The organism is Nocardia sp. NPDC050175, from assembly GCF_044459885.1.
Taxonomy (GTDB): domain Bacteria; phylum Actinomycetota; class Actinomycetes; order Mycobacteriales; family Mycobacteriaceae; genus Nocardia.
This window is the reverse complement of sequence record NZ_JBITJI010000008.1, coordinates 83,350-102,304: the sequence shown is the minus strand read 5'-3', so window position 1 is coordinate 102,304 and position 18,955 is coordinate 83,350. Positions and strand designations below refer to the sequence as shown.

The window sequence follows — 18,955 nt, the reverse complement described above, 5'->3', positions numbered from 1 at the left end:
GCTCAGTCTGCCCGAACCATCGCACGCGGACCGGTCAACCGTTCCGCCCGCGTCGAGATGACCAGCATGCGGCCGAGCCGGTTCACCGCGAGCAGCGCGATGATCGCGCCGACCGAGACCACCGCCGACGCACCGATGTCGACCGCGACCACGTCCACTCCGATGCGCACCGCGATCAGCACCACCCACAGCGCGGAGGCGACGACGCCGGTGCGCACCATCAGTTGACCGTCCTGCCGACTGAACTTCGACAGCACACCCATCAGCGCGCCGACCGCGAGCCCGAGCACACCCTCGAAGACCAGCAGCGCGATATCCACGGTGTGCACCGCGGGGGCGTTGTCGGAGGATGCGAAGAGCACCACGCCGACGATGCCGAGAACCAGCGGCCCGCGCCACATTCGGGCCGGATCGAACGGGCGCCACTGATTCTGGCGATAGATGATCCAGCCGAGTATCGCGATTACCAACACGGCGGTGAGCAAGTTGTTCGAGGTCATGCCCGTAAGACTCCGGGAATCGCCGGTTGCCCGGCACCACCCGAGGGTGGAACAGCGGGTGGAATCCGCCGGCTTAACCGACCGGGATCAGCTCACCCGGCGCGAACCTCGGCACCTGCGGCGGCACCGGCCGAAAGCCGCGCGGCAGCGCACGCAGAAACAGGAAGAACAACGCGACCAACAGCACCGCCCTGCCCCACACCCCGAACTGCACGACTTTTTCCATCTGCTCCGCAGGCCTGCCCGTGCCGAGCGCGTAGAAGTACCGGAACACGCCGATCCCGAGCGCCGCGTCGGCGACCAGATACGCGCCGATCGCCGTCCACGGCACCTCGAGCAGCACCAGGAACGGCACCAGCCACAGCGTGTACTGCGGCGAATGCACCTTGTGGAACAACAGGAATCCACACAGCATCGCGCCGCTCACCCCGACCCACGGGAACACACCCGTCACGAGATAGCGCTTCCAGCCGAGCCACATGGCGAGCGCGAACGCGGCAAGCACCAGCGCGGGCGAGGCGACCGAAACGACCTGCTGGAACAGCGCCTCGCTCTGCGTATCCGCGCCGAACAGCGGCCGAAGTCCCCAGTACCAAATGGAATTCGTGGTGATGTCGGCCTGCCGCAGTTGCTGGAAGGTGATCGACGCGCGCCAGCCCTCGTACCCGGCCAGCGCGAACGGCAGGTTCACCGCGATCACCGTGCCGATGGCCGCGCCCGCCGTCAGCAGCGCGCCGCGCACATCCATCCGCCGCTCGCCGGGATCGCGTTCGACGCCGCCGGTGAGCACGTACGCCAGCAGCGGCAGCACGAAAATCCCAGGATAGAGCTTCAGGCAAAACCCGAGGCCGAGCAGGATCGCGGCCAGAATTCCCCTGGTGCGCAACGAGTATCGGGTCAGGGTGGCGACCACATAGACCGCGGCGACGGCCGTGAAAACCACCGGCAGTTCCCAGTTGTGGAAGGCGTAGAGCACCAGCGGTGGCCCCGCCGCCCACAGCAGCGCCGCGCGGCCCGCGAGCCGGGCCAGCATCCACGCGGTCAGCAGCGCGAACGGCGCTAGCAGGAGTGCGGAATGCCGCAGGAAGTCGGCGTCGTTGTGCGCGCCCAGCGCGCCGAGCCACATCAAAGTGCCGCTGAGCACCGGATATTCGACCGCGCCGCCGACCAGCGTGCCGTCGTCGGTGATGCCGCCCCGCACGTACGGGAAGACGTGCTCGTTGATGTCGCGGCCGAGCCAGAGGAACTGGATATCGGAGTAACAGACATCCGAATCCTTGGTGGTATCGAACACCGAGCTGCGACCGTCCGCGCTGAACGGCGCGCCCGCACACCGCGCCTTGTTCGCATATCCGAGCACGAGCGTGAGCCCGCACAGCACCAGCACCACCGCCGCCAGCGCCGCGCGACGGCCGACGCGGCGCGCGATCAGGTCGCTGCTGGCGAGTCCGGTCGGCATGTGGACCACCCTAAGCGGCGAGATACGTCAATGCCCCCGTTCCCTCGCCGATGAGATCGATTTCAATGGTCAGAGGGTGTTCATGTAGCCTTGTCGGGTTGCTGACGCAACGACCCTCCTGCCACGGAGAGCCCGTGGCCGTTTCCTAGTCCACAGGAGGTGATTGGTCCGTGCGTCATTACGAAGTGATGGTTATCCTCGATCCCAGTCTGGACGAGCGCACCGTAGCCCCGTCTCTCGAGACGATGCTCACCGTGGTTCGTACCGAAGGCGGCAAGGTCGACAAGGTCGATATCTGGGGCCGCCGCAGGCTTGCCTATGAGATCGCCAAGCAGGCCGAGGGCATCTACGCGGTGGTCGATCTGACCGCGGAGCCCGCGACCGTGAGCGAACTCGACCGCCAGCTCGGCCTGAACGAGTCGGTGCTGCGCACCAAGGTTCTGCGCCACGACAAGTAGTCCCGCAACCCTCGATTGCGTCGGTGTCTATCTCTAGGCTCTAGCGCAACAGCGAGACGCGGACTGCACCCCGAGCAGGAGGAACCACATGGCAGGCGACACGGTCATCACCGTCATCGGAAACTTGACGGCCGACCCCGAGCTTCGATTCACGCCCGCGGGAGCGGCGGTGGCTAATTTCACCGTCGCGTCGACTCCCCGGATGTTCGACCGTAATTCGAACGAATGGAAAGACGGCGAAGCGCTTTTCCTGCGCTGCAATATTTGGCGCGAGGCTGCGGAAAATGTCGCCGAGAGCCTGACCCGAGGTTCCCGAGTCATCGTGAGTGGGCGGCTGAAGCAGCGCTCCTACGAAACTGCTCAGGGTGAGAAGCGCACCGTCGTCGAGCTCGAGGTCGATGAAGTCGGCCCCTCGTTGAAGTACGCCACCGCGAAGGTCAACAAGACCAGTCGTGGCGGCGGCGGCGGCGGCTTCGGGTCCGGCGGCAGCGGTGGCTCCGGCGGCGGCAACGCCCCGGCCGGCTCCGGTGGTGGCGGTGGACGTTCCGGCGGTGCCGAGGACGATCCCTGGGGCAGTGCGCCCGCGGCAGGCTCCTTCGGGGGCGGCGGCCGCGTAGATGACGAACCGCCGTTCTGATAACGGCAACTCATAGGTCTGCCTTGCGTGGACCATCACTGATTACGGAGTAAAAGACCATGCCTAAAGCGCCAGCGCGCGAAAAGGTGCTCAAGAAGAAGGCCTGCGCATTCTGCAAGGAAGCCAAGTCCGGAATCGTCAACATCGATTACAAGGACACGGCACTGCTGCGTAAGTACGTCAGCGATCGCGGCAAGATCCGCGCCCGCCGCGTCACCGGCAACTGCGTGCAGCACCAGCGTGACATCGCGGTTGCCGTCAAGAACTCGCGTGAGGTGGCCCTGCTTCCTTACGTGTCGACGGCTCGCTGAGTAAGGGAGACACGCAAATGAAGTTGATTCTGACTGCAGACGTGGACAACCTCGGTGCGCCCGGCGACACCGTCGAGGTCAAGGACGGCTACGGCCGTAACTTCCTGCTGCCGCGCGGACTGGCCATCGTCGCCAGCCGTGGGGCCGAGAAGCAGGTCGCGGGCATCCGCCGGGCCCAGGACGCGCGCAAGGTGCGCGACCTGGATCACGCCAACGAACTGAAGCAGGCCATCGAGAACCTCGATGCCGTCGCGCTTTCGGTGAAGACGGCGGGCACCGGCAAGCTGTTCGGCTCGGTGACCCAGGCGGATGTCGCCTCGGCCATCAAGTCGGCCGGCGGGCCCGTGGTCGACAAGCGCAGCATCGAGCTGCCGAAGTCGCACATCAAGTCGACCGGCAAGCACGGCGTCGTAGTGCACCTGCACCCGGACGTGGTGGCCAAGTTCGACCTCACGGTCGCTGCCAGCTGATATAGCACCACTTCGAAGACCACTCCCGTGTTCGGCACGGGGGTGGTCTTCGGCTGTGCGACGCTGCCCACTTTTCTGAGTAACTAATTGTTTGCCTCATGGGCAGCTCTGCCATACGGAACATTCTCGGCAAATCACCGCTGGTCACCGGGGTTCCCTGTGCTGGGCCTGTGGATTACTCAGAAAACCGACCGGTGGCAATGTGATTCAGCTCATAACCGTTACCCGTGCCGTTAACTCAACACGCCCGGCTGTTCAACTTGGCCGACACGCCGCGACTTTATTCATCCACACGTGGATAGATCAGGAAATCGATATCTATCTGCGAGTTTTCGCGGGATGACCTGGGTTTTCCCCAAGTAGTACACAGGGGGTGCACACCGTTAGGTGAACAGTCCCCAACTTATCCACAGGTGTGTGCACAGTACGGTTTGTTGACCGCCCTCGGGTCGCCTAGGTTCGTCGCTACGACGTGAATCAAGCGGCCCCGAACGTCCGGATCCATCGATATCGCAACGGTAGCTGGAACTCGCAGGTGGCACCAACCATCACGCGGGTGGCAACCGCTGCCCTGCGGCAGACGTGTCGGAGCCCGAGAGTGGGACCAATCATCAATAGGGTGAGCCCGGTAGGTGGAGAGAGGACGGTCGAGTCTCATGGCAGTCGTCGATGACCGAGGGCACGCGAACTATCCGCCCGAGCCGCCCGGCGAGGACTTCGGGCGTCAGCCACCGCACGACATGGCGGCCGAGCAGTCCGTGCTCGGCGGCATGCTGCTGAGCAAGGACGCGATCGCCGACGTCATCGAGGTGATGCGCCCCGGCGATTTCTACCGCCCCGCGCACCAGCTCATCTACGACACCATCCTCGACCTCTACGGTCGCGGCGAACCCGCCGACCCGGTGACCGTCTCGGCCGGCCTGGACCGCCGCGGCGAACTCAAGCGCATCGGCGGACCGCCCTACCTCGTCACGCTCACCCAGACCGTCCCCACCGCGGCCAACGCCAGCTTCTACGCCGAGATCGTCGCCGAAAAGGCCATCCTGCGCCGCCTCGTCGAGGCAGGCACCCGGATCGTCCAGTACGGCTACGCCGGCGCCGACGGCCAGGACGTCGCCGAGGTCGTCGACCGCGCCCAAGCCGAGATCTACGAGGTCACCGAGCGCCGCACCACCGAAGACTTCCTCCCCCTCGAGGAACTCCTGCAGCCAACGATGGACGAAATCGACTCCATCGCCAGCCGCGGCGGCATCTCCCTCGGCGTCCCCACCGGCTTCACCGAACTAGACGAACTCACCAACGGCCTCCACCCCGGCCAAATGATCATCGTCGCGGCCCGACCCGGCGTCGGTAAGGCCCTCGCCCTCGACACTCCCCTGCCGACTCCCACCGGCTGGACCACCATGGGCGAAGTCCGCGTCGGCGACGAACTCCTCGACGCCAACGGCCACCCCACTCGCGTCGTAGCCGCCACCGACGTCCTCACCGACCGCCCGTGCTACGAGGTCGAATTCTCCGACGGCACAGTGCTCGTCGCGGACGAGGAACACCAGTGGCTCACCGTCGCCCGCTCCCCAGGGACTCGGTCGGCAGTACGGACAACTGGCGACATCGGCCACACCCTTCGATCGGCTGACGACAACCTGAACCACGCCGTGCCCGCCACCGCGCGTTCGGAGTCGCGACAGATCGTGGACGTCCGCAAAATCGACACGATCCCCGTGCGGTGCGTCGAGGTCGACAACGGCGACCATCTCTACCTCGCCGGGCGGACCATGGTGCCGACCCACAACTCCACCCTCGGCATGGACTTCATGCGCAGCTGCTCGATCAAGCACGGCCTGCCGAGCGTCATCTTCTCGCTGGAGATGAGCCGCACGGAGATTGTGATGCGTCTGCTGTCGGCCGAGGCGAAGATCAAACTCGGTGACATGCGCTCGGGACGAATGAGCGACGACGACTGGACCAAACTGGCCCGCCGCATGAGCGAGATCAGTGAAGCGCCACTGTTCGTAGACGACTCGCCGAATCTCACCATGATGGAGATTCGAGCCAAGGCGCGACGCCTGAAGCAGCGGCATGACCTGAAACTCGTGGTCGTGGACTACCTCCAGCTGATGTCCTCGGGTAAGAAGGTCGAATCCCGGCAGCAGGAAGTCTCGGACTTCTCGCGAAGTCTGAAGCTGCTCGCCAAGGAACTCGAGGTTCCGGTGATCGCGATCAGCCAGCTGAACCGTGGTCCCGAACAGCGAACCGACAAGCGGCCGATGGTCTCCGACCTCCGTGAATCGGGTTGTCTGCCTGCGGCTACCCGCATCCTCCGTGCCGACACTGGTGGCGAGACCACCCTGGGCGAGCTCCTCACCAGCGGGGAACAGCCGCTGGTGTGGTCGCTGGACGATCGTATGCGGATGGTCGCTCGCCCGATGGTCAAGGTGTTCCCCAGCGGGCGCAAAGAAGTATTCCGGCTCCGCCTCGCCTCCGGACGTGAGGTCGAAGCCACCGGCAACCATCCCTTCCTGACCGTCGACGGCTGGATCCCGCTGGAGAAGCTGGCCATTGACGATCGCCTGGCTACCCCGCGCGTCGTCCCCGAGCCGGTGCAGACCACGCGGATGGCGGATGCCGAGGTGATCCTGTTGGCGCATATGATCGGTGATGGTTCTTGTGTCAAGCGCCAACCGATCCGCTACGCCAGCATCGACGAGGAGAACCTCGCCGCCGTCACTGCGGCGGCCACTCATTTCGGTGTCACCGCCGCACGCGACGACTATCCGGCGGCGCGTGTGACAACGTTACGGTTGCGTGCCCCCGAACGCCTCACCCACGGTAAGCGCAATCCGATCGCCGCATGGCTCGATGAACTGGGCCTGTTCGGCTTACGCAGCTACGAAAAGTTCGTCCCCCAACCCGTTTTCGCACTCCCCAACGACCAGGTTGCACTGTTCCTCAAGCACCTCTGGGCGACGGACGGCTCGGTGCGCTGGGACGCCAAGGGCCATCAAGCGCGCGTCTACTATGCCTCGACCAGCCGCCGACTCGTCGATGACGTAGCGCAACTACTGCTTCGCCTCGGCGTGCACGGACGAATCAAGCAGGTCAACAAGACCGGCTACCGTCCCTGCTGGCACCTCATGATCGATGGTTCGGACAACCAGACCATCTTCCTCCGCGACATCGGCGTGCACGGCGCCCGTGGCAAGGCCGCGGAAGCGGCACTGGCCGAGCTGGCGCCGGTGGTGCGCAACACCAACGTCGACACCGTGCCCAAGGAAGTCTGGACCAAGGTCCGCGGTTTGCTGTCCACCAAACACATGACACACCGCGAGTTCTCGGCAGCAATGGGCTCACGCTTCTGCGGCTCGACCATGTGGAAATGCTCCCCCAGCCGGTCACGTCTCGCCCGCGTCGCGGCAGTGCTCGACGACGCCGAAATCGACATGCTCGCCACCAACGACGTCTTCTGGGACAAGATCGTCGAGATCACCAGCCTCGGCGAACAGGACGTCTACGACGGCACCGTTCCAGGCACGCATAACTTTGTGGCTCAAGGAATTTCAGTTCACAACTCCCTCGAGCAGGACGCGGATATGGTCATCCTGCTGCACCGCCCGGACGCCATCGAACGAGACGACCCGCGCGGCGGCGAAGCCGACCTGATCGTCGGCAAGCACCGTAACGGCCCGACCGCCACCATCACCGTCGCACACCAGCTGCATTTGAGTCGGTTCGTGGATATGGCCCGCGGCTAAGGGGCAGCTTGTATTTCGGTGCGCTGGTCGGCGGCTGTGATCAGGTCGTCGAGGCGGTGCAGGGCGTTGGTCATGGTGATGAGGTGGCCGGCGAGGCGGCTGCGCTCGGCGAGTAGTTCGTCGCGCTGGGTGGGGGTGGTGTGGCCGGTATCGATGCAGGGCAACAGCTTTGCGATGGTGCGGCTGCCGAGTCCGGCCGCGTAGAACAGCTGGAAAACGCGTACCCGCTCGACCGCTTCCTCGGTGTAGACGCGCTGACCGGAGGCGGTGCGGTCGGGGATGAGTAGTTGCTGTTCCTCGTAGTACCGCAGGGCGCGCACGCTGACACCGGCGCGGTGGGCGAGTTCTCCGATTCGCATGAGATGTGCCGTCTTTCACGCTGGATCGGCTTGCCTCTCACGCCGACGTCAGGTTTTAGCGTAGCGGTCATGGAACTCGAGAACTCGATCGCACTGGTGACCGGCGCCAATCGTGGCATCGGCCGACGCTTCGTCACTGAATTGCAGAGCCGGGGTGCAGCGAAGATCTATGCGGCAGCCCGCAATCCGGAGGAGGTGGATCTGCCCGGGGTGGTACCGATCCGGCTGGATGTCACCGACGATGCGTCCGTGACGGCCGCGGCGGCAGCGGCTGGTGACGTGACCCTGTTGATCAACAACGCCGGTATGTCGACGTTCGCGAAACTGGTGGACGGCGCGATGCCCGATATCCGGCAGGAGATGGAGACCAACTACTTCGGCACCTTGCGCATGGTCCGCGCCTTCGCGCCGGTGCTGGCCGCGAACGGCGGTGGCGCGGTGCTCAATGTGCTGTCGGTGATGGCCTGGATGGCCTACGAACATTCCAACAGCTATTCCGCCTCCAAGGCCGCGGCCTGGGCGCTGACCAACGGCATCCGCCTCGAGCTCGCGGATCAAGGCACCCAGGTCACCGGACTGGCCATGGCCAGCGTCGATACCGACATGATGGCCGGTATCGACGTCGACAAGATCGATCCGGCCCTGATCGCGCGCCGCGCACTCGACGGTGTGCGCGCGGGCGCCCTCGAGGTGCTGGCCGATCCGCAGACCGTGGCGTGGAAGGCGCGCCTCGGCGAGGATCCGGCGCTGCTCTATCCGCAACTCGTCCGCTGAGAAAGCGCTCGAACCCCGCGCTGCGGTCAGCACAAGGCGCTGGCCGCTCGCACTTCGGTGAGGGTGCGCCGCGCGAGGTCACCGAAGTTGTCACTGTTGGTCGGGTCGCTCCAGCGCTCGTAGGCGAGTTTCCAGGCGAGCGCGCCCAGTTCGGCGGCCACACGCGCGGTCAGGGCAAGGACGCCGCGGCGCGCGAGCGCTTCGACCATTGCCGCGGTGAGACCTAGGCCCTTCAATGCCTCGCGTTCTCGCAGTTCAGGATGGGCGGCCAGCACGGCGCGCCGCCGAGCGCTGAACTCGCGGCGATCGGGGGTGAAGGCTTCGCGCCCGATCACCGCCAAGGCGTGCGCCACCGCATCGACCGGTCCGGCCTCGGCCGGCGCCGCGGCTATCCCGTCGACCAGCAGTCCGGCCATCGTGCCCCCGCCGAAGAGGACCTCCCGCTTGTCCGGGAAGTGCCGGAAGAAGGTGCTTTTCGTGAGCCCGGCGCGTTCGGCGATCTCGATCACCGTCGTGTTCTCGTAGCCCTGCTCCTCGAACAGCTCGAGGGCAGCGACGACGAGTCGCTGCGAGGCGTTGGGTTGCCAGCGGGCCATGGCAAACATATTACGGGACTTGGTCCCGTCACTGGGCGTACAGTGATGGGACCAAGTCCCGTTAGATTGCTGGAGGTAGTCATGAGCCGAGCCGTCATCTACGAAACGTTCGGCGGTCCCGAGGTCCTGGAGCTGCGGGAGGTTCCGCAACCGCATGCCGGGCCGCGCGCGGTCCGCGTCCGCGTCACAGCCGCAGGCCTGAATCCCATGGACTGGGGTATCGCCGCGCGACCCGAGGCCGCAGCGCAGTTCGGCATCACCGTGCCGTCCGGCTTCGGTTACGACTTCGCCGGTGTCATCGACGAAATCGGCGACGGCGCCACGGGTTTCGCGGTGGGCGACCGCGTCTACGGTGGCGCATTGGGTAGAGCCATCGCCGATTTCGTAGTGGTCGAGACACCCACGACGGCAGCCGGGATGCTTTGGCACACACCAGAAGGCATCAGCGACGAGGTGGCGGCCACGCTCCCGGTGGCAGGCATGACCGCCGCCGCCGCGTTGGCCGCGATCGAGCTGCGGTCCGGCGACACCATCCTGATCGGCGGCGCCGCGGGCGGAGTGGGCGTGTTCGCCGTACAACTCGCGAAACTGGCCGGCGCCAAGGTAATCGGCACGGCCTCGGAGCGCACATTCGAGTTCCTGCGCGGGTTCGGCACCGCGCCCGTGACCTACGGCCCCGGGTTGGCGGACCGGGTACGGACACTGGCTCCGGAGGGCGTAACCGCCGCAACCGATCTGTTCAGCACCGAAACTGCCGAAACCGCACTCGCACTGGGCGTACCGCCCGAACGAATCTCCACCGTCGCCGCGGGCCCCAACCCTCCCGGCGGCGTACGCGCGACCGGCGGCATCGATGCGAGCCCAGATGCTATGTCCCACATCACCGACGCAATCCTCGCCGGCACAATCACCGTCCCGATCGCCGCGACCTTCCCGATCGAGAAGATCCGCGACGCCGTAACACAGCAAGCCGAACGCCACGTCCACGGCAAAATCGTGATCACGCTATAACCGCGACTCCACCGCTCGGAGCCCACCCGCTACCGAGGGCGCTCGGCGATTACGTCGACGGTGTCGGCGTCGATCAGTAGCAGGCTCGGGACGAGCTCGGTGCTGGTGTCCGGTGCCACGGGCGGTGACGCTACCCAGCGGCCGCGCCGGTCCGGCACCGCAAAAGTAGGGGCTGGGGGGATTGCTCGGGCATCGCTACCGTGGTCTGGCTTCCTAACCAAAGGAGATTGGTATGCGTATCAGAAACAGTGTGGCTGTATCGGTATCGGCTGCCGCTTTCGTCTTGACGGCGCTGGTGGCCGCGCCGACCGCGAGCGCGGATCCGGCACCCGCGCCTGCGCCGAGTTCGGGCAGCTCGAACCTTCAGTGCTTGATCCAAGTCCTGATCCACGGCGAAGTTCCCGGGATCTGCTAGCGCGCCAACCATTTCCGAGATCGTCGCATCCGGCCCAGCACGCCACGTGTGGGTCAGGTGCCGACTCCGAGGCCCTGCAGCAATCGCTGTAGGGCCTCCGCAATTTCCAGAGGCACTACATTATGGCTGAGGAAACACAGCGTCCGATGAGACAGCCAGGCACTGAAACCCTTGTCGGACAACGCTAAAGCCGCAGTTCATAGTCTGCGGCGCAGGGCTGCGGCTTTACACAGGGGGAGTTGGGGTATGGGGCGGTCCCAGAAGTTGATCGGTGCCATGACACTGGTGTGGATGCTGAGTTCCGCAGTGGCGGCGGTGGCCTTCGCCGGGGACGTGCTTAACCTGGTTTTCGCGATAATCCAGTGGACCGACTCGGAAGTCGCCATGGCACTGTCTATTCCGATAAGCGTCATGGTCGGCATCGGTGGATGGATGCTCGTGCTGGCTGCCGCATGGCGGGTGCGTCGGAATTACCTGCGGCGGATCGGGATCGCGATGTCCGCAGTGGTGGTCAATTCTGATCTGCGGCGCAAGCACGGTCGGGCCATGTTCAATTTCGATTTGTGGCAGGTACAGGTCGAAGTGCAGTTCCCGCACCCGGACTCGGGTACGGATGCGCGCGTCCAGAAGCGGTACTTCTATCCGCAATTCCACGAGGTCAAAGCGCGCGCGCTGGCCGAGCGACTGAGCGTCGGTAGCTCGGTTCCCCTTGTGGTGCACAAGAATTACGCAGTATTCGACATTCCCAAACGGCCCATCTGGGCCGATATCTGGTGAGCGTTCTCATCGGACGGACGGGTGTTCACCCCTACCCGCGGCGCGCGGCCCACACGGTGCGTTCGGTGCGTACCGCGAGGTCGTCGCGGCGCAGGATGCTGTGCGGGCTGTCGGTGTCGAGCAGTCGGTCGAGTGCGGCGAGGTCTTCGGCCGCGAGCGTGTCGGCGACGCTGGTGCGGAGGCGTTGCAGGCTGCTGCGGGCGTAGGTGCCGACCGCCGGATTGCCGAGGCCTGCGATGTCGACGGTGAAGGTGCGTTCGCCGTCGAGGGTGAAGCCTGCGTCGATCAGCTTCGGTCCCCAGTCGGCACCGCGGTGCGGGACGTGTTCGGCGTGGTAGCGGTCGCTCGCGGTGTGGCAGCGTTCTTCCAGGCCGGGGCGCTCGTCCGGGGCGTTCTCGGGTAGGAAACGGGGGAATCCGGCCAGCTCGACGACTGCTAACAGCCCGCCCGGTGCGAGGGTGTCGTGCACCTTGCGCAGTGCGCGGTCGGGGTGGGCCAGGTGGTGCATCGAGGCCGAGGCCCACATCAGGTCCGGGGTGCCGAGGTCGGGCCAGTCGTCGGTGTCGAGGTCGGCCGCTACGGTGCGCACGCGTTCGTGCACGCCTCGCGCACAGGCCTTTTCGCGCAAGCGACGCAGATGACCGGCCGAGGTGTCGACCGCGGTGACATGTGCCTCCGGGAAACGGTCGAGCAGGGCGAACGTGCCCGCTCCCGTCCCGCAGCCGAGATCCACGATCTGGCGCGGGGGCGTCGCGATGGGCAGCCACCCGGTGATGGCGGCGATGCGCTCGGCGAGGACTTCCGCGTCCAGGTCGAGAATCTCCGCCTGACCGTCGGTGTCGTGCTGCGCCGTATGTGCGTGGTCATGAGGCATATCGACACGCTATGACGATCATGCGTCTACAGCACGATCCCTTTCCGTATTGGCAAGAAGATGGTCGCGGACGGTGTCGAACGCGCAATGCGCCTTACGTGCCGGAGCCGCCCTCGGCGCGTTGGTGGCCACGGCGGGCTTCGCGATCGAAGATCCCGAGAATCTCGCACGGACCGCCCGCGGTCCCGATGGCGTGCGGCAGCATCGTGGGGAACTCGGCGGCCTGATTGGTCTCGATGCGGAAGCGGCGCTGGCCGAGCATGAGGATCGCGGTGCCGGACAGGACGACGAGCCATTCCCGGCCGGGATGCGCGCGCATCCGCGCGGGGTTGTCGGGCGGCGGTTCGGTCATCCGCTGGCGCACCACGCTCATGCCCGGATCCCCCTTGATGGACCAGCGCATCAACCCGTGCGCCCCGTCGATCATCGGGCTGGTGACGACGTCATCGGGGGCGGTCTCGACGAGCTGATCCAGGGTGGTGTCCAGGGCTCGGGCGAGCGTGACGAGGCTGTCCAGTGCCAGTCGGCGCTGGCCGTTCTCGATGCGGCTGAGCGTGGACTGACTGAGCCGAGCGCGACCCGCCAACTCCTCCAACGACCAGCCCTGCGCCACCCGCAAAGCACGGATGCGTTTGCGCACCAGGCTGTCCAGGTCGTCATCATTTTGCGCCATAAGCAAGAGTCTATGCCTTTCATGCAAAACGCAGTTAGCTTCGGCAACAGCGGGCCTGCTCCCCTGCCCAGCGCCGGGCCCCCTGCCTGCAGTTTTCGAAAGGAATCCATGAGTACGAACCAGCCAGCACCGGTTGCCACCGCCGAGGCGACCCGCACGCCGGACGAGCGTCAGCGGCGGATGATCCTGATCGCCGTCTGCGTCGCGTTGATGGCCGTCATTGCCTCGGTCTCCGGATTGAATGTCGCCCAGCCCGATCTCGCGATCGAATTCGGCGCCTCGCAGAGCACGATCCTGTGGATCATCAACATCTACACCCTCGCCCTGGCCGCGCTGCTGCTGCCACTCGGCGCCCTCGGCGACCGGCTCGGTCGCAAGCCGATGCTGATCGCCGGTCTGAGTGTGTTCGGCGTGGCCAGCGCACTCGCCGGGTTTGCGCCCTCGACCGAGGTCATGCTCGCCGCACGCGTGCTCAGCGGCGTCGGCGCGGCGATGATCATGCCCATCACCCTTGCCGTGATCACCGCAACCTTCCCCGAAGCGGAACGCAGCCGGGCGATCGGCGTCTGGACCGGCGTCGCGGGCGGCGGCGGCATCCTCGGCATGTTCCTCTCCGCCGCGCTCGTCGACGTGGCGAGCTGGCGGTGGCTGTTCGTCCTGCCGGTGGCGCTGGTCATCGTGGCGCTCGCGATGGCGCTGCGCTCGGTCCCCAACTCCCGCGAGACCTCGGGACACGCCTTCGACACCGGTGGCGCGCTGACCTCCGTAGTCGCCGTGGTCGCCCTCATCTTCGTCCTGCAGGAGGGACCGGAACGCGGCTGGACCGCCCCCGCCACCCTGATCAGCCTCGTCGTCGGAATCGTCGCCACGGTCTGCTTCGTGCTCTGGGAGCAGCGTCGTCAGGAGACCGCGCTACTGGACGTTCGCCTCTTCCGCGAGCGTGAGCTGGCCGGCGGCTCGCTCACCCTGCTTACGGTTTTCGGTGTGCAGGCAGGCATCTTCGTGGTCCTGTTCCCGTTCTTCCAAGCCGTGCTCGGCTGGTCGGGACTGCTGTCCACCCTCGCGTTCATGCCCATGGCCGTGCTGATGATGACGGCCTCCGGTCTCGCGCCAAAGCTCGCCGGGCGCATCGGTTCTCGTTCGACCATGGCCACGGGCATCGCCCTATCCGGCGCCGGTCTGGCACTCATGGCGGGCCTCGTCTCCGTCGACGGCGGCTACCTGTCCATCCTGCCCGGCATGCTCGTCATGGGCCTCGGCATGGGCCTGTCGATGACACCCGCCACCGAGGCCATCACCAGCTCGCTGCCGCGGGAACGCCAGGGTGTCGCCTCCGCACTCAACGACATCACCCGCGAATTCGGCACCGCACTCGGCGTAGCCCTACTCGGCGCGCTCCTGTCCGCCGGCTACCGCAACGCCATCGATGACAAGCTCGGCGGCGTCCCCACCGAGGCCGCCGACACCGCACGCGAAGGCGTCGCCAATGCCGTTGCCGCAGCGAACAACACAGGCTCACAGGCCGAAGCGCTGATCCAAGCCGCCCAACAGTCCTTCGTCGACGGCTGGCAGCAAGCCATGTGGGCAGGCGTCGCCGTCATGTCAACCCTGCTCCTCTACCTGCTCGCCCGGGGCCCGAAGCGCGATGCCCACCTCACCTCTCCGTGAGGCCCAGTCAGGGAGAGGTGACGCAGCCTCGAAGTGGGCTCCGAAACCACCGGTCCGCGTGACCCGGACCGGTGGCAACCGCCAAAACCATTGAGACCTACAGTTGAATCCGCCTTGCGACCCGCGGTCGTTGTGATGGATCAATCCTGAAAGATCTTCCACTCCTTCGCGTTTACGTGTCCAGATGGCGTGCTCGATGGCATCGAGGACCAGTGGGGTGGTCATCGAGGTAGACGTGCGCCAGCCCACGATCCGCCGCGAGAACGCGTCGATCACGAACGCCACATACACCCACCCCGACCATGTCGAGACGTACGTAAAGTCCGCCACCCACAACACATTCGGTGCCGGCGGGTTGAACTTTCGCTGCACCAGATCGTCCGGGCGATCCGCCGCGGGGTCGGCGATGGTGGTTCGTTTGACCCTGCCCCGCAACGCGCCCCGCAAGCCGAGGTCGCGCATCAGCCGTTCCACCGTGCAGCGGGCCACCTGGCTACCCTCGCGGTGCAACTGGAGCCACACCTTGCGGGCCCCGTACACCGAGTAGTTCTCCTGGTGCACCCGGGTGATCTCGACCTTCAACGCCTCATCGGCCACGGCACGCTTGGATGCGGTGCGGTTGCGGGCACCGTAGTGGGTGGACGGCGCGATCTTGCAGCCGTGCTCAGTGAACACCCTGCAGGCGGCGACCACGAACGTGCTCGACATCGCGGTGGTGAATGCCGTGCGAGCGGTGGCGGCCAGGCCGCCGCCTCCGTCCCGGCGGCGATACCAACTTATGCTGCGGCCCAGATACCGAAATCAATGGAGAGGCACGTCCTAGGGCTTAACATAGGTGCAACTCTTACTTCCGGCGTAGTCAGGCAACTTGGCCTCTACATTGTTGCAACTGTAGTAGCTGTTGGAGTCGCGCCTGGCGATCTTCGCCTTGCCGGAGGTACTTTTTTCGCCTGCGCCGTCAGATGCGACACAGTGGCCGGTGCCGGAGTAGTAAGTCCGTCCATAGTAGTCCTGGGTGTAGCTCTCGGTGTCGCAGGTGTACGTCGGGGTTGCAGCATAGGCCGCTGGAGCAGTAACAATCCAGGCCGCAGCGGCAACCCCACAGGCGGTGACAAGGGCTGCGATTTGTCCACGATCCACACGCAAAGCGGTTCCCATCTCTAGAAGGTAGACCAGCCAGTCGGCTGAAGGTACGTCCGCTTATTCGAAGCTATGAACAACTTAGATGGGTATGCGCTGGAGATGAGCGATACTGCCCCGTGTATCGACACCGAGGCGCCACTCACGGCTCCAGAAACAAACGCTCACACGAGAGTCGGCGAAAGTGTGATGTGCGGCAATTGACGATTGCACCCGGTTGCGGATCCTGAAGATCTACCCGCACAACAACCAGAAAACCGCGATCCAGTTCCTCGACTACGTGCTCTCGCAGCTGCCGTTCGCGGTCGAGACGATCCAGACCGACAACGGCGCCGAGTTCCAGTCCGGCTTCCACTGGCACGTGCTGGACAAGGGCATCAAACACGTCTACATCAAGCCCCGCACGCCTCGACTGAACGGGAAAGTCGAGCGCTCGCACCGCATCGACGCCGAGGAATTTTACCGGCTGCTCGACGGCGTCGTCATCGATGACGTCAATGTCTTCAACGCACGGCTCAAAGACTGGCAGGACTACTACAACTACCACCGGCCCCACGGCGGACTCGACGGCCAAACACCCTATGAGAGACTTCAACAGAAGACACAAACCGAGGTCCGGGTGTAGTCGATCTTCGTCAGCCGCACACGAGAAAGAGTCGGATTCCGCCAGGTTGCTCAGTTCAGTGGCACTGCCGCCCAAGCCTTCTCCGACAGTCAGCGCGAATGGCTTTCCGGCACAACAACGCTCGTCGATGAGCTGCGCGCGATACGCGAAAAGATCGCGCTCGCACACAGCAACTATCTACAGGCCGAGCAGGCCAACAAGGAGATGCGCTCGTGAACACCGGGGCTCTCGATGACCACAGTTGACGCCGACACGTACTTCCGAGTCGGCGAGGGGTTGATCAAGATCAGCACGCTCCTGGAAGGTCTGCTGCGCACGCTCGACAAAGGCCTCGCCGTCGCGCGATCCGCCGGGCTGTATCCGTACGGTGGCCCGAGCTGGGGGCGCAGTTTCGACCAGTCGGCAGCCGACATCTTCGAGGCCGGGCCGACCGCCGCCATGGCGTGCAATGCGCTCGGCATCCAGATCCGCACCGCCGGCCAGAACCTCATCCGAAGCGAAAACGGCTCGCACCCTGGCACGCCCGACCCCATTCCGGATATCCAGAAGGGGACAACGCTGACGATGAACCTGCACCCCACGCAGCTGTCGATCGGCGGCACCGAGGGCAATCCAGACCACTGGTCGCTGGTCGAGTCCGAGGTGACCCGCGCTGTAGGTTCTCGCCGAAGTTGGCATTCCGGCTCACCGTGACCAGGGCAGATCATGTGGTTTCTCGCTGGTCTTGCATCGTGGGTGTGGCACTTTCTCGAAACCGTCGACAAACCGGACTTGGTTGTCGGGTCCCTGCTGCCTGCTGCGGCGGACCAGGAGGCGCGGGGTCTGAGGCTGACTGACAGGTCGGGGTCGCTCGGTATGATCGACGGCTGTTGTCCTGTTTTTGCGCGGTCCGAGCGGTCGTGTTCGGAAGAGAGCGTGGTCACGACGATGCCGGAAGTGCGGTTTGACACCCTTTGGGAGCTTGAGGTGGCCTTCCGTGCGATGGCAACGTTCAAGTTCAGCGGTTCCGAGGACGCGGATATCTTTATGGGCAGCCCGATAATGGCGAGCGCTCTGGAAAAGATGCTTTCGGCCATCGCTGACGGCTGGGACCAGGAAGGGTATGCCGGGAAGGCCACCAACTGGCGCGACTGGTATGCCCTGTCGTCTGCCGGTGAGCGGCAGGTTGAGCGGATTTCGGCGTATCTCCCGCAGCATCCTGAGTGGGAGTCGATGTCGAGAGTTGAACGATTCGAATGGTTGCGGATCGTGGCGGCGCCGTATCGACTCGACGACGGGGGCATCGCGCGCTTGGAATCGGTGATCGGGCCGGCAGAGGTCCAATAGTCTGGGCCAAGTCGGGGTCGTCATGGCTGGCGCCTTCGGTCGCGGTGGGGGTCGGCTGGTCTGATCATGTTGTGTCTCAATGGTTTTGCGCCTGCCGGTGGCCGCAGGTTCGCGTCGTCGTCGGCATCGGCGCTCCCGATGACCGGCTTGATTGGTGTGTTTCATCGTTGGCTGTCCTTTCTTCTCACTGGTCTGACGTTTTCTCGGGATTACGCGACCCAGCTGTACACCAGCGTCACCACGCTCTTCCCCGCCGATGCCCAGCGCGACGACCCGATCCTGGCCGAATACGTCGATGACACCGGTGCCGTGTGCCGGGCCATCCAGGCGCACTCCGATGGCTCCTCCTACCTGGGCCTCGCCTGCACACAAGTCGCGGCGACCGCCAAATCGGCCAAGGACGATTGCCGGACGTCGTTGAATCTCCTCTCGGTCATTCTCGCCTCCTATGCGGCCGACAAACTCGCCGCGGAACGGCTGCCCGCCAGCGACGGAGCCGAGGCCGCGATCGACGCGTTGATCACCTCGAACAAGACCGAGTACGCAAAGGCTATCTCCGACCGACTCGGCGATATCGAGACCAAGGTCGCCGAGGCGGTGAAGTCGAACACCGGGATCTATGACCTGGTGAGCACCGAGACCGCCGACCTCGAGTCGATCCTCGGCCGGACTCCGCGCAGCACGAAATACATCGGCGGCCGTGACATCCAGCAGAACAGCGCGGCCGGTGACGAAGGGGAAAGGCGCGCGGGGATCGACCCGAACGCGCCGAAGCGCAAGATCACGATCTTGGACCGCGACGACGACGATCATTCGGCGATCCCCGATCGCATCGACGATACGAACCGGCAGCTCACCGAAGTCAAGAACACCAACAGCATCGTCGATGCGGAGAAGCAGCTGCTCATCGAGGAGCAGTGGGCCAGGGACAACGGCTACACCATGACGCTGGGCCGAAGAACTTCACCCAGATCGCCGATCTGCTCGCGGAATTGCCGAAGGGGACCGCGATGCTGCCGTTGGTCGAGTACCTCGGCAAAGTCGAGACAGCCGAATCCCGAGATACCGCAGTACGTTATCTCGACGGTCCCGCGCGTGGATACGCGATCAAGGCGCTGGTTCAGATGAAG

Annotated in this window: 21 protein-coding genes and 1 pseudogene; 14 read left to right on the top strand and 8 right to left on the bottom strand. The window is 65.1% G+C overall.

Features of this window, described 5'->3' with window-relative positions; all coding sequences use genetic code 11:
- Positions 1 to 2 precede the first annotated feature (2 nt).
- Together ACIBK2_RS26965 and ACIBK2_RS26960 are read right to left on the bottom strand one after the other, a co-directional pair.
- Positions 3 to 500 (bottom strand): hypothetical protein, encoded by a 498-nt coding sequence (locus tag ACIBK2_RS26965; protein ID WP_396970977.1) that lies wholly within the window; start codon positions 498 to 500, stop codon positions 3 to 5.
- A 73-nt stretch (positions 501 to 573) separates the two neighbouring features.
- Positions 574 to 1,959: a glycosyltransferase family 87 protein gene (locus ACIBK2_RS26960; RefSeq protein ID WP_396970976.1), complete on the bottom strand. Its 1,386-nt coding sequence runs from the start codon at positions 1,957 to 1,959 to the stop codon at positions 574 to 576.
- A 170-nt stretch (positions 1,960 to 2,129) separates the two neighbouring features.
- Here ACIBK2_RS26960 and rpsF point away from each other — a divergent pair, with 170 nt between their 5' ends.
- The 5 genes from rpsF (at position 2,130) to ACIBK2_RS26935 (ending at position 7,587) form a co-directional block, all read left to right on the top strand.
- A complete protein-coding gene (gene rpsF, locus ACIBK2_RS26955; protein ID WP_150400327.1) occupies positions 2,130 to 2,417 on the top strand; it encodes a 30S ribosomal protein S6 in 288 nt (95 codons plus the stop codon).
- Between the two features lie 88 nt (positions 2,418 to 2,505).
- On the top strand, positions 2,506 to 3,054 hold the full coding sequence (locus ACIBK2_RS26950) for a single-stranded DNA-binding protein (RefSeq protein ID WP_396970974.1): 549 nt from the start codon (positions 2,506 to 2,508) through the stop codon (positions 3,052 to 3,054).
- A 59-nt stretch (positions 3,055 to 3,113) separates the two neighbouring features.
- Positions 3,114 to 3,365, top strand: a complete 252-nt coding sequence (gene rpsR / locus ACIBK2_RS26945; protein WP_014989074.1) for a 30S ribosomal protein S18 — start codon at positions 3,114 to 3,116, stop codon at positions 3,363 to 3,365.
- 17 nt (positions 3,366 to 3,382) lie between these two features.
- The gene (gene rplI, locus ACIBK2_RS26940; protein ID WP_379283334.1) at positions 3,383 to 3,835 is read left to right on the top strand and encodes a 50S ribosomal protein L9; all 453 of its coding nucleotides are present in this window, start codon (positions 3,383 to 3,385) and stop codon (positions 3,833 to 3,835) included.
- A gap of 656 nt (positions 3,836 to 4,491) precedes the next feature.
- Positions 4,492 to 7,587 (top strand): replicative DNA helicase, encoded by a 3,096-nt coding sequence (locus ACIBK2_RS26935; RefSeq protein WP_396970972.1) that lies wholly within the window; start codon positions 4,492 to 4,494, stop codon positions 7,585 to 7,587.
- Here ACIBK2_RS26935 and ACIBK2_RS26930 read toward each other — a convergent pair.
- Positions 7,584 to 7,946: a MerR family transcriptional regulator gene (locus tag ACIBK2_RS26930; RefSeq protein WP_396970970.1), complete on the bottom strand. Its 363-nt coding sequence runs from the start codon at positions 7,944 to 7,946 to the stop codon at positions 7,584 to 7,586. The two genes, ACIBK2_RS26935 and ACIBK2_RS26930, sit on opposite strands and share 4 nt — an antisense overlap.
- Before the next feature lie 69 nt (positions 7,947 to 8,015).
- Here ACIBK2_RS26930 and ACIBK2_RS26925 point away from each other — a divergent pair, with 69 nt between their 5' ends.
- Positions 8,016 to 8,720: an SDR family oxidoreductase gene (locus tag ACIBK2_RS26925; RefSeq protein ID WP_396971496.1), complete on the top strand. Its 705-nt coding sequence runs from the start codon at positions 8,016 to 8,018 to the stop codon at positions 8,718 to 8,720.
- 26 nt (positions 8,721 to 8,746) lie between these two features.
- Here the strand turns inward: ACIBK2_RS26925 and ACIBK2_RS26920 are convergent, their stop codons facing one another.
- Entirely contained in the window at positions 8,747 to 9,316 is a 570-nt protein-coding gene (locus ACIBK2_RS26920; protein ID WP_396970968.1) for a helix-turn-helix domain-containing protein, read from the bottom strand.
- Positions 9,317 to 9,397: 81 nt separating this feature from the next.
- Between ACIBK2_RS26920 and ACIBK2_RS26915 the strand changes: the two genes are divergently transcribed.
- Both ACIBK2_RS26915 and ACIBK2_RS26910 read left to right on the top strand, forming a co-directional pair.
- Complete coding sequence (locus tag ACIBK2_RS26915; protein WP_396970967.1) at positions 9,398 to 10,327, top strand: NADP-dependent oxidoreductase; 930 nt, start codon at positions 9,398 to 9,400, stop codon at positions 10,325 to 10,327.
- Between the two features lie 706 nt (positions 10,328 to 11,033).
- Complete coding sequence (locus ACIBK2_RS26910) at positions 11,034 to 11,519, top strand: hypothetical protein (protein WP_396970965.1); 486 nt, start codon at positions 11,034 to 11,036, stop codon at positions 11,517 to 11,519.
- Between the two features lie 31 nt (positions 11,520 to 11,550).
- Here ACIBK2_RS26910 and ACIBK2_RS26905 read toward each other — a convergent pair whose 3' ends face one another.
- Together ACIBK2_RS26905 and ACIBK2_RS26900 are read right to left on the bottom strand one after the other, a co-directional pair.
- A complete protein-coding gene (locus ACIBK2_RS26905) occupies positions 11,551 to 12,393 on the bottom strand; it encodes a class I SAM-dependent methyltransferase (RefSeq protein WP_396970964.1) in 843 nt (280 codons plus the stop codon).
- Between the two features lie 94 nt (positions 12,394 to 12,487).
- A complete protein-coding gene (locus tag ACIBK2_RS26900) occupies positions 12,488 to 13,066 on the bottom strand; it encodes a helix-turn-helix domain-containing protein (RefSeq protein WP_396970963.1) in 579 nt (192 codons plus the stop codon).
- Positions 13,067 to 13,174: 108 nt separating this feature from the next.
- On the opposite strand from ACIBK2_RS26900, the gene ACIBK2_RS26895 reads away from it, so the two are divergent.
- Positions 13,175 to 14,734, top strand: a complete 1,560-nt coding sequence (locus tag ACIBK2_RS26895; RefSeq protein ID WP_396970962.1) for an MFS transporter — start codon at positions 13,175 to 13,177, stop codon at positions 14,732 to 14,734.
- A gap of 114 nt (positions 14,735 to 14,848) precedes the next feature.
- Here the strand turns inward: ACIBK2_RS26895 and ACIBK2_RS26890 are convergent.
- Positions 14,849 to 15,478, bottom strand: a pseudogene (locus ACIBK2_RS26890) (IS3 family transposase); the annotation flags it as partial.
- Positions 15,479 to 15,553: 75 nt separating this feature from the next.
- Positions 15,554 to 15,892, bottom strand: a complete 339-nt coding sequence (locus ACIBK2_RS26885; protein ID WP_396970960.1) for a hypothetical protein — start codon at positions 15,890 to 15,892, stop codon at positions 15,554 to 15,556.
- A 199-nt stretch (positions 15,893 to 16,091) separates the two neighbouring features.
- On the opposite strand from ACIBK2_RS26885, the gene ACIBK2_RS26880 reads away from it, so the two are divergent.
- From ACIBK2_RS26880 to ACIBK2_RS26860, 5 genes are all read left to right on the top strand, one after another.
- Complete coding sequence (locus tag ACIBK2_RS26880) at positions 16,092 to 16,499, top strand: integrase core domain-containing protein (protein WP_396970959.1); 408 nt, start codon at positions 16,092 to 16,094, stop codon at positions 16,497 to 16,499.
- A 3-nt stretch (positions 16,500 to 16,502) separates the two neighbouring features.
- Entirely contained in the window at positions 16,503 to 16,715 is a 213-nt protein-coding gene (locus ACIBK2_RS26875) for a WXG100 family type VII secretion target (RefSeq protein ID WP_396971495.1), read from the top strand.
- Positions 16,716 to 16,730: 15 nt separating this feature from the next.
- Positions 16,731 to 17,192: a hypothetical protein gene (locus ACIBK2_RS26870; protein WP_396970957.1), complete on the top strand. Its 462-nt coding sequence runs from the start codon at positions 16,731 to 16,733 to the stop codon at positions 17,190 to 17,192.
- A 12-nt stretch (positions 17,193 to 17,204) separates the two neighbouring features.
- On the top strand, positions 17,205 to 17,825 hold the full coding sequence (locus tag ACIBK2_RS26865) for a hypothetical protein (protein ID WP_396970955.1): 621 nt from the start codon (positions 17,205 to 17,207) through the stop codon (positions 17,823 to 17,825).
- 138 nt (positions 17,826 to 17,963) lie between these two features.
- Entirely contained in the window at positions 17,964 to 18,953 is a 990-nt protein-coding gene (locus ACIBK2_RS26860; RefSeq protein ID WP_396970953.1) for a putative toxin, read from the top strand.
- Positions 18,954 to 18,955 lie beyond the last annotated feature (2 nt).